General features: G+C 59.9%; 18 protein-coding genes and 1 pseudogene. 10 read left to right on the forward strand and 9 right to left on the reverse strand.

Features of this window, described 5'->3' with window-relative positions; translation table 11 throughout:
- The 7 genes from B4920_RS23945 to B4920_RS23970 form a co-directional block, all read right to left on the reverse strand.
- Positions 1-523 (reverse strand): hypothetical protein (locus B4920_RS23945; protein ID WP_173862697.1); only part of this gene is annotated, 523 nt, incomplete at its 3' end.
- Positions 523-1194, reverse strand: a complete 672-nt coding sequence (locus tag B4920_RS23950; RefSeq protein WP_079437250.1) for a hypothetical protein — start codon at positions 1192-1194, stop codon at positions 523-525. The genes B4920_RS23950 and B4920_RS23945, both read right to left, overlap by 1 nt.
- A gap of 21 nt (positions 1195-1215) precedes the next feature.
- Positions 1216-1593 (reverse strand): hypothetical protein, encoded by a 378-nt coding sequence (locus B4920_RS23955; RefSeq protein ID WP_079437251.1) that lies wholly within the window; start codon positions 1591-1593, stop codon positions 1216-1218.
- Between the two features lie 2 nt (positions 1594-1595).
- Positions 1596-2198: a hypothetical protein gene (locus B4920_RS23960; RefSeq protein WP_139379616.1), complete on the reverse strand. Its 603-nt coding sequence runs from the start codon at positions 2196-2198 to the stop codon at positions 1596-1598.
- A gap of 77 nt (positions 2199-2275) precedes the next feature.
- Complete coding sequence (locus B4920_RS23965) at positions 2276-3502, reverse strand: type VI immunity family protein (protein ID WP_079437253.1); 1227 nt, start codon at positions 3500-3502, stop codon at positions 2276-2278.
- Positions 3499-4287 carry a VRR-NUC domain-containing protein gene (locus tag B4920_RS29035; protein ID WP_139379617.1) on the reverse strand — a complete coding sequence of 263 codons (789 nt, stop codon included), beginning with the start codon at positions 4285-4287 and terminating at the stop codon, positions 3499-3501. Before B4920_RS29035 ends, B4920_RS23965 begins: the two co-directional genes overlap by 4 nt.
- Before the next feature lie 185 nt (positions 4288-4472).
- Positions 4473-5045, reverse strand: a complete 573-nt coding sequence (locus tag B4920_RS23970) for a PAAR domain-containing protein (RefSeq protein ID WP_079437255.1) — start codon at positions 5043-5045, stop codon at positions 4473-4475.
- Positions 5046-5347: 302 nt separating this feature from the next.
- Here B4920_RS23970 and B4920_RS23975 point away from each other — a divergent pair, with 302 nt between their 5' ends.
- From B4920_RS23975 to B4920_RS24000, 6 genes are all read left to right on the forward strand, one after another.
- Positions 5348-5563: an antitoxin MazE family protein gene (locus tag B4920_RS23975; RefSeq protein WP_021561443.1), complete on the forward strand. Its 216-nt coding sequence runs from the start codon at positions 5348-5350 to the stop codon at positions 5561-5563.
- A complete protein-coding gene (locus B4920_RS23980) occupies positions 5563-5883 on the forward strand; it encodes a type II toxin-antitoxin system PemK/MazF family toxin (RefSeq protein ID WP_021561444.1) in 321 nt (106 codons plus the stop codon). The genes B4920_RS23975 and B4920_RS23980 overlap by 1 nt, the downstream gene beginning before the upstream one ends.
- A gap of 235 nt (positions 5884-6118) precedes the next feature.
- Complete coding sequence (locus B4920_RS23985) at positions 6119-6682, forward strand: recombinase family protein (RefSeq protein ID WP_021561445.1); 564 nt, start codon at positions 6119-6121, stop codon at positions 6680-6682.
- Entirely contained in the window at positions 6679-7062 is a 384-nt protein-coding gene (locus B4920_RS23990; RefSeq protein ID WP_021561446.1) for a hypothetical protein, read from the forward strand. Before B4920_RS23985 ends, B4920_RS23990 begins: the two co-directional genes overlap by 4 nt.
- Before the next feature lie 165 nt (positions 7063-7227).
- The gene (locus B4920_RS23995; protein ID WP_079437257.1) at positions 7228-7812 is read left to right on the forward strand and encodes a recombinase family protein; all 585 of its coding nucleotides are present in this window, start codon (positions 7228-7230) and stop codon (positions 7810-7812) included.
- An 11-nt stretch (positions 7813-7823) separates the two neighbouring features.
- Positions 7824-8192, forward strand: a complete 369-nt coding sequence (locus B4920_RS24000) for a Rap1a/Tai family immunity protein (protein ID WP_079437258.1) — start codon at positions 7824-7826, stop codon at positions 8190-8192.
- Positions 8193-8373: 181 nt separating this feature from the next.
- Here B4920_RS24000 and B4920_RS24005 read toward each other — a convergent pair whose 3' ends face one another.
- Together B4920_RS24005 and B4920_RS24010 are read right to left on the reverse strand one after the other, a co-directional pair.
- Entirely contained in the window at positions 8374-8715 is a 342-nt protein-coding gene (locus B4920_RS24005) for a hypothetical protein (protein WP_079437260.1), read from the reverse strand.
- A 14-nt stretch (positions 8716-8729) separates the two neighbouring features.
- A pseudogene (locus tag B4920_RS24010) lies at positions 8730-8993 on the reverse strand (type II toxin-antitoxin system YafQ family toxin); the annotation flags it as partial.
- Positions 8994-9497: 504 nt separating this feature from the next.
- On the opposite strand from B4920_RS24010, the gene B4920_RS30015 reads away from it, so the two are divergent.
- The 4 genes from B4920_RS30015 to B4920_RS24035 are packed head-to-tail and all read left to right on the forward strand — an operon-like array spanning position 9498 to position 12153.
- Entirely contained in the window at positions 9498-10397 is a 900-nt protein-coding gene (locus tag B4920_RS30015) for a DUF6036 family nucleotidyltransferase (protein ID WP_216820008.1), read from the forward strand.
- Complete coding sequence (locus B4920_RS24025; RefSeq protein WP_254051047.1) at positions 10394-11110, forward strand: hypothetical protein; 717 nt, start codon at positions 10394-10396, stop codon at positions 11108-11110. Before B4920_RS30015 ends, B4920_RS24025 begins: the two co-directional genes overlap by 4 nt.
- A gap of 6 nt (positions 11111-11116) precedes the next feature.
- A complete protein-coding gene (locus tag B4920_RS24030) occupies positions 11117-11659 on the forward strand; it encodes a hypothetical protein (RefSeq protein ID WP_074585523.1) in 543 nt (180 codons plus the stop codon).
- 5 nt (positions 11660-11664) lie between these two features.
- Positions 11665-12153 carry a GIY-YIG nuclease family protein gene (locus B4920_RS24035; RefSeq protein ID WP_074585524.1) on the forward strand — a complete coding sequence of 163 codons (489 nt, stop codon included), beginning with the start codon at positions 11665-11667 and terminating at the stop codon, positions 12151-12153.
- The last annotated feature ends 7 nt before the right edge of the window (positions 12154-12160 follow it).

Raw genomic sequence — 12160 nt, forward strand, 5'->3', positions numbered from 1 at the left:
GCAAAAAATCGGGGCCGACCAGCATTGGCTTATAGGCCATGCCGCGCAGCTCGTCGGCGTGCTTGGCCAGCACAGCCCCATGCCCTTGAGGCAGCTTTTGCACGACCGCGATGGTAGTGGCCAAGGCCACGTCGATGACTTCCATGCTGGGCAACGTCAGCCATGCGTGGATGTTCGCAGTGCTGCCGCTGTGCCCGTTCTGGAGCTTGTCTGCCACAAAGGCATCATCGAACTTGAACATGCCTTTGTCAGTGCCGTCGTCCACCCACCCGATGGTGTAGAGAACCGGGCACCCCAGCCATTCCTGCAACACGGGCACCAAGCGGTAGTGGATGGACATGCACTGCGCAACTACGTCCGGGAAGTCGAGATCGCCAAGGCCTTGCTGAACGACGTAGGGAAACTCGGCGTGCCGAGCATCGGTCAGATAGCGGTGCGCGGGTTGCACTTCGTGCGGCGGCACTTCAAGTCCAAATTTCTTCGACCGCTCGATGGCGGCCGCCCATTCGGTTGCGTAGCTCATCAGTCCAACCCCTTCGCTTCCCAGCCTTGGGAGGTCAGCTTGACGGCATGCTTGGATTCCTTGCTGCCAGCGCCATCGAGGATGCTCTTCACGACGGGGAAGGCGGCCTGCACCTCGGGCTTCTTGGCCCAGTCAGCGAGGTTGTTGACCTTGTAGGTGTAGGTGATGCCTGCCTCTTGATAGTCGCCGAACTTCATCGGGCCTTCCCACTTCACGATCTTGTCCAGCGCCTTCTTGCCCCAGCACAGATCGGTCTGCTTCTCGGTGGTCTTGCCGTTGAGGCCGATGGAGGCAACCTCCTTCTCTTGGGCGAACGGCTTGGCCCCATCGGTCAGGGTGTAGCGCTTGATCTTGGCCTTGGCACCCGTGGGCTTGCCCATGATTCCCATGATGTCCACCTCGGTGTCCTCGCCCTTGACCAAGCCAGCCGCTTCGAGCGCGGCCATCTGGTTGGCGCTCCCGGCCTGCATGGTTTTTTGCAGGCGCAAGTCCATCTCGGACAGGTCAACCGGCCAGCGCTTGGTGTTGAGGCACAGGTCGCCCTTCTTGTCGAAATACTGGGTGAGTGCCGCGCCGAAGTTCTTTTCGTTCGCGTCGGTCTTGCTGCCGCAGGCGGCCAGCGTGACGGTGCCGAGGGCGGCGAGGATGGCAAGTTGCTTTTTCGTTCTCATAGGCTCCCTTGATTTGATGGGTTATGACTGATCCCACACGTCGATGGTCAGCAGCTTGTCCGCTGGACAGGCCGCGATCCGGTCGGGGTGGATGATGACGTTGCCCGTCCAGCTACCGGGCAACACGTAATCTTCGCCGATGACTGGGGGGCCGCCGTGCTGGGGCAGGCCGTTGGCGAACAGAGGCAACACGTCGCAGGCCTTGGCGGTGAAACGGTTGGGGTAGCCACCGGATGACAGTTGCGTGGCCTTGCCCTGCTCGACGAGCTGATGCACCCAGCGGCTGCCGTTGACGCTGGCTTCCCAGTTGGCCAAGAGTGCGGCCCGCCTGGTGTCTTGGTCGGCCCGGTCGCGTTCTTCCGGGGTCTGCATCGAGATGACGATCCACCAGCCCAGCATGCTCAGTCCTTGCCCAGCTTGTCGAAGGCCACCAGCCGCCATTGCTGCTCGATAGGGTCATACAGTGCGCAATGGGAGCTTTCCGCGTGCCCGCCGCTGTGAGCCTTGATTCGGCTCAGGGCTTCTTGAGCCATCGCATTCAGTTCTGCTGACGCTGCCTCAGCGTGTTCCTGAGCAACCCGTCCGTAGTCTGGGATACCGGCCGTCCGGTGCAAGCGATCAAGCCATGCCAACAGCTTGTCACCGAACTGAAGATGAAAGTGCTCGGTCGAGTCTGGGCTGATTTGGAAGTGCATCCCCTGCATCAGCGACATCGGTTCGCCCTTCTCGCTCAGAAGCAGGCCGTCACTTCTGGCAGCGAAGCCGTATGCGAGATACACGGTGAGCCAGCCTTCATGCCCTTTGATGAAGGGCCTCGGGTCAATGGCCTCGAAGGGGAAAATCTGATACCGGCGACTCTCGCGATTGCGGCTGTAGAGGTCGATCATCGCGTCGATGAGCGACAGGTACACCATCATGCCCTCGGCATCTCCTTGCTTCCAGCAGCCGACTTCCACCCAGTCCGGCGCATCCGGGCGCGGGCGCTTTTCAAGCAGGACGTACAACGGGAGATTGCAACAGAAGACGTGATCTGGCGAGTCGTGGAGCTGCGCTCGAATGTCAGCGAGGGAGGGTTGTGCGCTCATAGTTCGGCTACTAACTCCCACGCCACGACATCACGGCCAAGGTACTCACCGTGCGGCCCGAGCTTGAGCCAGTGCGGTGCGACATCACCGGGCATCAACACCACCTGCGGTGCGTCGTCATCGTCACCCGCCGCGACAGTCTCGAAGGCAGGATGGCGATACCGGCCATGCACGGCGCATGTCTCGCCGGTCTTGAGTTTGACCTTCTTGCTCGGAACCTTGCCAACCGGCGTGCGGGGCAGGCCGATAAAGGTGGCAGGCGGCCAGATGCCGGGGGCATCGAAACGGCGAATCCACAAGTCACTTGTGCAGCGGTTGAACCTACGCTCACCGCTCACTGAACCGGTGCCCATCGAACCGAAATTGCCATTGCGAAGAGGTCGCAGCGCGGCGTTTACACGCACATAGGCATCAGGTGTTGGCTCATCGACTGGGCCAAGCTGAGGGTACTCGCCTGCACGGATGAAGAAGCCTGAGCCGTGCGGTGTGGATTCCACGCCAAAGCGGCGGCAGTACGCGATGAAGGCATCTGCGCCACCTAGACGCTGGGCCAGCGCGCTCCCGATGAAGGTCAGCCAGTCCACGCTCTTGATGCCATTCTGTGCTTGAAGCGCATCAAAGCTGTCCCCGCAATAGAGAGCCAAGTACCGCGTTGCTAAATCCAGCTCTTCCGGCTCCCACTCGATTTGCTGCTCAGTGGTAATGGCTGACAACCCGGCATGCCCGTGAAACGGCGCGAGCCGTTCGTGACAGAAGAAGATCAGATCGGACAGCACCTTTTGATGGTCTGCCTCGAAAATGAGGGCACGGGGGACGCGGAACTTGAGGGCAGACATTTGCCCCTCCATCCAACCTCGCTCGGTGTGGCACGACACAGCGTATTCGTTCGCTGCATCGTCGTCGTCACCTGATGCCACATACCACTCAACTGAGTCATCCTCGTCGAGCGTCATGACGTAATCGCGAAAGGAGGGCAATCTCTTGTCGCCAACGCGCAAAGTCTTCCAAGTGTCAGGGTGGCACCCCCACTTCAGTTCACCCCTGTAGGCGGCCTCAAAGGCTTCAACGCACTCGATGAGAGCCTGCCGTTTTTCTGGGGTGTGCCCTCCCCAGAAGTAGAACGACGCGGAGAAGCCAACCGTCAAGACAATGCGGTTGTGATCGGAATCGACGTATTGGAAATCGGGCACTAGCGCCTCGATCTTTGCAAGGCTGTCGCTCATGGCTTCTTATCCTTATTGATTGGAGCTGCTGTGGCAGTTCGCCCAACAACAAGCAGCGCTACGCCGGCGACTACCGCCTCGGCCGGGAGCGCGGCAACGGCAATGACGCCAACCAGAACAACACCAGCAGCGAGGCCCGCCGCCTTGAGCCAACTGCTCATCGACGACCCTTCCTCTTGGGGAACTTCTGGCCCGTACTGTGGGCGGACAGGGCGCGGAGCGGGAGCAGGCGCGGGCTGTGGCGGCGCAGGTTGATACCAGCGTCGTTGCTCGGTACTTTCTCGTTGCATCGGCGTTGTGACAGGCGCACGCACAGGCTCTTCGGCCGGGCGCCGTCGTCTAGTTCCACACTCGCATTCGTTCGCATTCAGCAAGCGGAATCGGTCCGGGCCTGCGATCCGTCGATACGCATCTCGCTGGCCCGGTGATAGCTTGTCGCCTTCAAACTTGATTTCGACAACCGTCTCGATGTTGGCCTTGACCGGGATGAGGCGCTTCCAGTCGATGCGCCCACTGGCGCGCATGGCGGCCAGCTCTGGCCCAGTCGGCTTGAGAATGATGCAATCGGGAATGCGCAGCAGCCCCTTCTGAGGTCGCCCTTCCAGATCGCGCGTCAGGATGCCATCGCCAACTGCACGCCCTAGGGGGAAGCGGCTTGGCCGGTTCGGCTGATCGCGACTCATCAGTGGGGCGGGCGGGTTGGTTTTCATGTTGAAGCCCACCTCGGCCTTGTAGCGCCAGACAAGCTGGTTGGCTTCTTCGTCAAGCCAGATGCGTGCTGTCACGCAACGCTGCTTGAGTTCCTGCCCGCTCTTGCTTCGTATCGCTGTCCCTGAGCTGCACTCGCAGATGTGCTCGCAAAGGTAGCCTTTGTCCACCGGATCATCAAGGCCGACCTCTCGCCCTTCCGATGACGTGCGCGTGGCTGATCGGCCGACAGTGCGGCCGGGTATGGGTGCGCCTGCCATCGTTACAGGCCCTCGTAGTTGAGTTCGGCGTAGTGGTACGGGTCGGCATCGTCGGCTGGCTTCGGATGGGCGACCACTTCGACAGGCAGCGGTGAGTCCGTCCACACCACGTCGGTGCGTCCCTGTGAGTCGGTCTCGCCCTCGAAGGTCTTGCCGTCGCCGGTCTTGATGGTGTACGGCACTCCGGCCAGCGGCTCGCCCGTCTCGTTGTTGTGCAGCACAAAGTGCTCTTGAAAGCGCGGGGCTTGCTTGGGTACATAGTCCTCGATGGGCGTGGCTGCGGCCTCGTCGTCGCTGCCCTTCTCTCCCCAACCCGCATGATTGTTGTGCCGGGAGTAAATGACCGCGCCGCAGTCGGTCATGTCTTGGTCGTAGGCCATCGGCTTGCCGAGGTCGATGACTGTGGGGAAGCGACTGCTGACGATGGTCGATACCCGCTTGCAGCGCGGGCATGTCACCTTGTCTCCTTGGCGAGCGACAGGCTGCCCATCAATCGTCCACGTGGGGTCGCCCGAGATGACCACGCCGCCATGCGATGTGCGGTCGCCGAGCACGATGAATCCGATGATCGCCACGCCATCCTCCCATTTTGTTTATCAAGATGGCATAGCTTATCAAAATCCTTCGTTCTCGATAAGATATGAGACAGCGAGTGGCGTTGTCATTTTCAGAAGACGACTGCACCAGTTCATGAGGCTGGCCGCCCCGTGTGCAGCCGACTTCTGACCGGGTCGTGTCAGCAGTCCTATGCACGAAACTCCAAGAAGGGCGGAAATTGCGCAGAACTTCCCTGCACGACGTTGCGGAACGGCTTGGCTTGCGCTATGGTTTCATGCGCAGTATCATGTAACCATACATGGAACCAATGGAGAGCACCATGCCATCAATTCACGAATCAAAGGTAGCCCGACACCGCGAACGGATGCGCGCGGCGGGGCTGCGGCCTGTGCAGTTTTGGGTGCCGGACACCCGTTCGCCTGAGTTCACGGCGCAAGTGCGCAAGCAATGCCAAAGCCTGAAGGGCGACCCAGCAGAAGCAGAGGTTTTGCGCTTCACCGAAGAGGCGGCATCGCACGTTGAGGGCTGGGAGTGATGCAGCGAGGCGACCTCGTGACGGTTTCATTGCAGGGTGACTACGGCAAACCACGACCAGCCCTGATCGTTCAATCAGACCTACTAACCGACTTGGAAAGCGTTGTGCTGTGCCCAGTGACAAGCGACCTGCGCAATGCCGCGTTTCGCGTCACCGTGGAACCGAATCCAGCTAACGGGCTGCGCGCACTATCGCAAGTTATGGTGGACAAGCTCTCGACGCTACCGCGCACCAAAATCAGTGAACCGTTTGGCCGCCTCGACGATGAGCGAATGAAAGCAATAGATAGGGCGCTCCTGTTGGTCGTTGGCGTTATTTGACCCGGTGCCGGAAAAATCTGGGATTCCGGCTTACTCGGTATCGCGCCGGAATTTTCGGCGGTTCCGGCTTAAGTCGGTTCGCTGTTCCATTGCGCCGGGATGGCGGCACATGCGCCGCCTTGTCCGTCAAACGATCATTAGTCGGCCAAGCCGGTCACTGTCCGGCAATGCGCTTGAATAACGGGTTGTCGGACATTATGATAGGCGGACGGAAAAACGGACAAAAGGGGCGGTAATGGCACTCATCGGCTATGCGCGGGTATCGACGGCTGAACAGGACACCGCCTTGCAGACGGATGCACTGCGCAAGGCGGGCTGCGAGCGCGTCTTTGAGGACACGGCTTCCGGGGCCAAGGCCGACAGGCCCGGCTTGGCCGCCGCGCTGGCCTATCTGCGCGACGGCGACGTGCTGGCCGTCTGGCGGCTGGATCGGCTCGGGCGCTCGATGCCACACCTCATCGAGACAATCGGCGCGCTGGAAGCGCGTGGCGTCGGCTTCCGGTCGCTGACAGAAAGCATTGACACCACCACACCGGGCGGGCGGCTCATCTTCCACGTGTTCGGCGCGCTGGGCCAGTTCGAGCGCGACTTGATCCGTGAGCGCACCAAGGCCGGGCTGACCGCTGCCGCCGCTCGCGGGCGCAAGGGCGGGCGCAAGCCGGTTGTCACTGCCGACAAGTTGCAGCGGGCGCAGGAGCATATTGCCAACGGGCTGAACGTCCGGGAGGCTGCTACACGGCTCAAGGTGAGCAAGACGGCCCTATACGCCGCGCTGCAAGGCGGGAGCGAGCAACCATGAGCCGCAAGCAAAGCAGTGCCTTCGTCACGACCAGAAAGGGCTTTTGCTATCTCACGGTCAAAGTCGGCAGGAGCAATTACAACATCATGCGGATTCGCAATTACACGCTTGAGCCGCAGGACAAGCGAGACATGCGCCGGTTGTATCCCGACTATCTCTTTGACTGGAAGAAGATCGGCCAGCAGCTTGCCGAAAAGAGGGAGGTATGCAGAACCTACCGCTCCAAGCGTCAAGCGCCCCGGAGCACGGAACGTACCTCAGACCCGTTCGTCATGGTGTCGTATGACCCAAGGACGCGCACGGTCTACGCATCCGACACCTGCGATTCAATGGCATTGCTTGACGCTGTTCTGCACATGGAACGCTCCCGCAAAAAATAGCCCCGACAGGCCGTGCAGCCGACTCCTGACATTCCGTGCAGTCGCCTTCTGAAAATGACAGGCGTCAAGACAGTGACAGGGGGTTACGATTCTCAATAACCGTTCTCGAAACTGTTTTATCGAATCATCGCCAAAACACGAGTTTTGAGAATAAGAGGGGCGACCATGCTAGTGGGGTATGCGCGGGTATCGACCCAAGACCAGAACCTCGACATGCAGCGCAAGGCGCTGACCGAGGCCGGGTGCGGCAAGCTGTTTGAGGAGAAGGCGACGGGCAGCCAGACAGACCGGCCGGGACTGATGCAAACCTTGGAGTTCGCCCGAGAGGGTGACACGCTGGTGGTGTGGAAGCTCGACCGGCTCGGCCGGAGCGTCAAGCACCTTGTTGAGCTGGTGGCCACGATGGAGGCGCGTGGCATCAACTTCCGCAGCCTGACCGACAACATCGACACCGGCACACCGGCTGGGCGCTTCTTCTTCCACGTGATGGCCAGCCTTGCGCAGATGGAGCGGGAGCTGATCGTGGAGCGCACACGGGAAGGTCTGCGCGCAGCGCGGGCCAAGGGACGAGTGGGCGGTCGCAAGCGCTCGATGACCGACAGCAAGGTAGCTTCCGCGCGCAAGTTGTTGGCCAGCGGCGTGCCGCCGCGCGAGGTCGCCGAAAATCTGGGTGTGTCTGTGCCTACGCTCTATCGCTGGGTGCCCGCCTCATCGCTAGACGAGGCCAACCCGCCACAAGGAAGCGCATGAGAAGAACGATCTTGACCTTTGGCCTACTGCTGTCGGCGATGGCGACCAACGCAGCCGAACCCACCAAACCCGGCAGGGTCTTGGCCTTCATGAAAACGCAGGGGCTCTACAACCTCTGCACGTCGAGCCGCAGCGCGGAACTGGGACAGTGCGAAGGCTTCATCACGGGCGTGGCGGCCATGATGCAAAACGACCAGCTCGCCAAGGTGAAGGTGTGCGTCCCGGAGGGCACGAACTCGCAGCAGGTGACGGATCGCGTGGTGGCCTACCTGCGCACCAAGGCCGACAGCGACGACATGCAGGTGCCCGCTGTCACCATCGTGGCTCCGGTGCTGGCCATCCTCTACAACTGCACGCCGGGCAAGATGCCGCAGTTCTGACAGGGCCAAGGCATCCGTGGCCGGGTGGTTTCCAGATGCAACACCCCAGTGTGTTGCATGGATAATCGGCTTCGGCCATTCCTCCCTTTTTTGGCCCCCGTCTTACCTCCCTGGACGGGCTTCGCCCGGCGAAGTTAAAGCGGCCCCGGTGGGGCCGCTCTTTTTATGCTGCGTGGTGGCCCTATACGGCCTTCCAGAGCCATGAACCGATGCCCCACAGCACGGCCAGCAGCACGAGGGTCAGGATGATGTTCCAGAGGAGATCGGCAAACTTGGCCAGCACGTAGGCAAGCCCACCGCCACCAACGATCACGAGGCCGAAGCGCAGCCACTTGGGCCAGTCCATGCCGACCTTGAGCAAGGAGACGTAGGTCAGCACGCCGCCGACCAGCAGCCCGATCAAGCCGAAGAGGCCTGCGCGTGCATCGCTGTTGTCGCGGCGCTCGGCGGCGACAAGCGACTCTTTGCTGTCGTGGTACTCATAAGTGCCATCCGCAGCGCGGCGGCCGAAACGGGTGCCCATGCCCCCTCCCCTATCTACTCGAACAGCTCAGCGTGCGTCCCTGCCCGAATGAAAACCACTAATCCCTGTTTGGTGGTGTCGTCGAGCTTGTAGGCCAAGAGGAAGTCGCCACCGATATGGCATTCCCGGTGGCCCTCCCAGTTGCCCGTAAGCGGGTGATCCAACCACTCTGGCCCCAAGGGGCCGTTGTTGGCGATCAGGAGCATCATGGCCTCTTTGAGCTGGTTCATGTTGAACCGGCCGGAGTGTGAAAGACGCTCCCAGTCCTTGAGGAAGGACTTTGCGTAATCTGCTAAACGCGGAAGGGACGCCCGCTTACTTGCTGCTGTTTTTTTCGGCTATTCGTAAAAGCGTGTGGGCGCCAACAATGGGCTGATGTATGTCACGCCAGCCAGAAATCGCAAAACAATGTTGCAAGCATCGTCGCTTCACTGTACAGTTACGCTATCGAAAATCGTAAATTCTTGTTGTGTAGGAGGTGACTGAAATGGCTGCTAGAGATGTTGAATCGGCACTTCTTGCCCGGTGCTCTGCCGTCGCTCGGGAAGCCACGCAAGCGGCTCAAGATCAGCGAGAGGCTAACGTGTTTCAGTTGGCGGCAATGGTTGTTCAGTCGCAGTTTCCAGCCGAGTCGAAGTGCTTGACGCAAGCAAGCGAACGGTATTTCGCTTCACATCCGAACGAGCGGCTGGCTTCGGCTGAAGTCGTCAGACGAGGCTGGGTAATGAGTTTGCCGCGTTTGCGCGACATGCTTTCGCGTCAACTGCAATGGGGCTGAGGCGATGCCAGAAAGCCCTGTATTCCATACCCGAACCGCCCTTGCCGAAGGTCTGAGAGAACTGTTCAAGCAACTTGAAGAAAGGCTATCGCTCCGCAGCCCAGTGAATGTCTATTTGGCTGGGGGCATGGCCGTTCATCTCTATACGTCAGATCGTGTCACAACGGATGTCGATGCGGAGTTCGGTGCTCGCGTGTTCATCCCCAACGATTTGATCGTCGATGTTACGTTGGAGGACGGGACTCGCGAGGCCGTCCATTTTGACACCAATTACAACTCGACCTTTGCTTTGATGCACGAGGACTATACGGACGATGCCATTCCATTGGACATGGGGATAGAGCACATCCGGCTTCACGTCCTCTCCCCCCTTGATTTGGCTGTCAGCAAGATTGCCCGGTTTGCCGACAACGACAAGGACGATATCGCCGCTTTGGTTCGGCTTGGCCTGACGAGCGCGGACGAGATAGAGCAACGCGCCACAAGCGCCTTGGCGGGCTACATCGGCGGTCAGGCCATGCTGAAATTGAATCTGCGGGATGCGGTCGTTTTAGCTCGCGAGGTCGAAAGCGAGCGGATTGCGGCTCTGCGATTGGCAGAACTGCCTCGCCTAGAAAAGCGTGCCGGAGCGGCACTCACCTTCTGGCAGTACGCCACCGAGGCCATCAAAGCGCATGGCTCTGATGGCGTGGACTGGGCCGATGTCGAGCGAAAGACCTTCGTCGAAAGCATCTCGGAGCATGGGCAACCCGCCTCTGATGTTGCGGATGTGATCTGCCAGCACAGTCCGGGGGCCGTGACGAAGGCAAGGCAAGACGACGTGCGTGCCTTGGTTGAAAGGCTTGCACCTGAACTCCAAGCGCAATATGCCAAGGCGCGAGGCGCGAAAGGGTGCGAGCCATGAAGTTCCCCGGAGCCAAACGCCGTCCTCCTTTCGTGACGCTGCCACGGCACAAGCGCAGCCACGAGGTCATTCGCCTCAAGGGAAAGATGCGCCGCGATGCAGCGGAGTACGGTGGCCGGTTCACCAGCCGCCTCGTGCTGAATGAGCCGGGCCGTCCCGACCTATACAACCAGTGGTTTGACTTCTACTTTCCGGGCACGGATCGGTTCACGATCTGGAACGCCAGTTTCGTGACCGCCCGAAAAGCATTCTGGGACAAGGCCCACGACATTGCACACACCCGCGTGGCCGCGATGCTGTCGCCGGAAGAGCGGGAAGAGAACTCCAAGTTGGAGTTCGTGCCTGCACAGCGCTCAAGCACCGGAAAAATCCTGACCTACAAGCTGGCCGAGCGCGAAAAGATGCGCTTCGAGCAGTTTGGTGGCCTGACCTTTCATGAGCAGTGGCGCAAGCTGGAAGCAGAGATTGCCCGCAACGAGCCGCCCGTTATTCATGAGTCCTTCAAGCTCGACCGCAGCTACGTTTACGGTATCGGTTTGAAGATCGTGCTTGATGTGGATTTCATCAATCAGGCATCCATCGAGGCTGCGATTGATCGCTTCATCGCAGTTGGCGAAACCGATTGGGTATCGCCTGAACCCGTGCCTCGCGACCGTTTGCCTGTCGTGAGCGAGCACGAGGCATTGGCGACCGTCACCTTCCCAGCAGAGTAGATTGCAATGCCTGATATGAATAATTTGAATATGAATCTGAGCGCGGTAAGGCCACCCATCGCGTTTGCAGCGAAGAACGCACGCTTCGTCTCCAATTTCCCGCAAGGGTCGGATGAACTCTGGATGGCAGACTTGAAAGCGTGCCGCCACGATGTTCAGTGCGAGGTGTTCGAGGACATCCTATTTGTCGAGTCCAATGGCACGGCTTTCATCTATGGCATCGAATTCGAGGATGGATGCCCGAAGGGCTTGAAGCCGGAATTGGCGCTGAAACAGCAATCCTTCATTCAGTTTCTCCGTGACGAAACGCGCCGGGACAACGATGCCCTTGGGCTGGCCGCCCTGATTTTCACCGGCCATGAATACTCGACCGAAGGCAAGGCAACGGCTGCGTACATCGCTGCACGGAACACTTCGCTAGTAATGGGCGTCGGGTATCGCAACAACGACGGCAAATACGAGTTGATCGGGATTGATCCCGAAGAAGATAGCTGGCTTGAGTCAGCCCGTTCCATTCTCCCTTTTGACGAGCTTTGTCATCCGGGATAGGGCTAATGGGACTGTCCGTCGCGAAAGACGAGCTTTACTACATCTACGTCCTCCGGGTGGAGGGAAACGGCTGGTATGTAGGCTCGACACAGAGCTTCGAGCGCCGAATGCGCAGCCATTTCGGCAAGGGCGGTGCTGTGGCAACCAAAGAGCGCCGGGCGCTGGAGATTGAAGAGGTGTTTGAGCTTCGCGACTACCAGATTCGCACAGATTGCGCACACGAGCGGGCCGAGGTTCTGATCGCGCAACGCTATGCCCAGTTGTACGGCATGAATTCTGTGCGAGGCGCAAAGCATGGCAAAGGATGGAATGACCAGCCTTCGCCGGGCAACCTGCGCGACATTGAGCGTTACAACAAATTCGCGACCTCGATAGAGGGCGAACGTCTATTGGCCGCGTTGCGCCGCATAGACCCATTGACACTTCTGCCCGACAGGCTCAATGGAGCACTGACCGGCCTTGCTTCTACCCCTGCGCCCATTTCAACCACCTGACCCAATC

This window comes from Zoogloea sp. LCSB751, from assembly GCF_002028455.1.
Taxonomy (GTDB): Bacteria; Pseudomonadota; Gammaproteobacteria; order Burkholderiales; family Rhodocyclaceae; genus Zoogloea.

What these genes read in the sequence shown, in the direction of transcription:
- B4920_RS23955 (WP_079437251.1), bottom strand. Translation starts at nt 1,593, where the DNA reads ATGCTGGGCTGGTGGATCGTCATCTCGATGCAGACCCCGGAAGAACGC.
- B4920_RS24035 (WP_074585524.1), top strand. Translation starts at nt 11,665, where the DNA reads ATGGGACTGTCCGTCGCGAAAGACGAGCTTTACTACATCTACGTCCTC.
- B4920_RS24025 (WP_254051047.1), top strand. Translation starts at nt 10,394, where the DNA reads ATGAAGTTCCCCGGAGCCAAACGCCGTCCTCCTTTCGTGACGCTGCCA.
- B4920_RS23980 (WP_021561444.1), top strand. Translation starts at nt 5,563, where the DNA reads ATGCAGCGAGGCGACCTCGTGACGGTTTCATTGCAGGGTGACTACGGC.
- B4920_RS30015 (WP_216820008.1), top strand. Translation starts at nt 9,498, where the DNA reads ATGCCAGAAAGCCCTGTATTCCATACCCGAACCGCCCTTGCCGAAGGT.
- B4920_RS23965 (WP_079437253.1), bottom strand. Translation starts at nt 3,502, where the DNA reads ATGAGCGACAGCCTTGCAAAGATCGAGGCGCTAGTGCCCGATTTCCAA.
- B4920_RS24030 (WP_074585523.1), top strand. Translation starts at nt 11,117, where the DNA reads ATGCCTGATATGAATAATTTGAATATGAATCTGAGCGCGGTAAGGCCA.
- B4920_RS23990 (WP_021561446.1), top strand. Translation starts at nt 6,679, where the DNA reads ATGAGCCGCAAGCAAAGCAGTGCCTTCGTCACGACCAGAAAGGGCTTT.
- B4920_RS23975 (WP_021561443.1), top strand. Translation starts at nt 5,348, where the DNA reads ATGCCATCAATTCACGAATCAAAGGTAGCCCGACACCGCGAACGGATG.
- B4920_RS24005 (WP_079437260.1), bottom strand. Translation starts at nt 8,715, where the DNA reads ATGGGCACCCGTTTCGGCCGCCGCGCTGCGGATGGCACTTATGAGTAC.
- B4920_RS23950 (WP_079437250.1), bottom strand. Translation starts at nt 1,194, where the DNA reads ATGAGAACGAAAAAGCAACTTGCCATCCTCGCCGCCCTCGGCACCGTC.
- B4920_RS23985 (WP_021561445.1), top strand. Translation starts at nt 6,119, where the DNA reads ATGGCACTCATCGGCTATGCGCGGGTATCGACGGCTGAACAGGACACC.
- B4920_RS23995 (WP_079437257.1), top strand. Translation starts at nt 7,228, where the DNA reads ATGCTAGTGGGGTATGCGCGGGTATCGACCCAAGACCAGAACCTCGAC.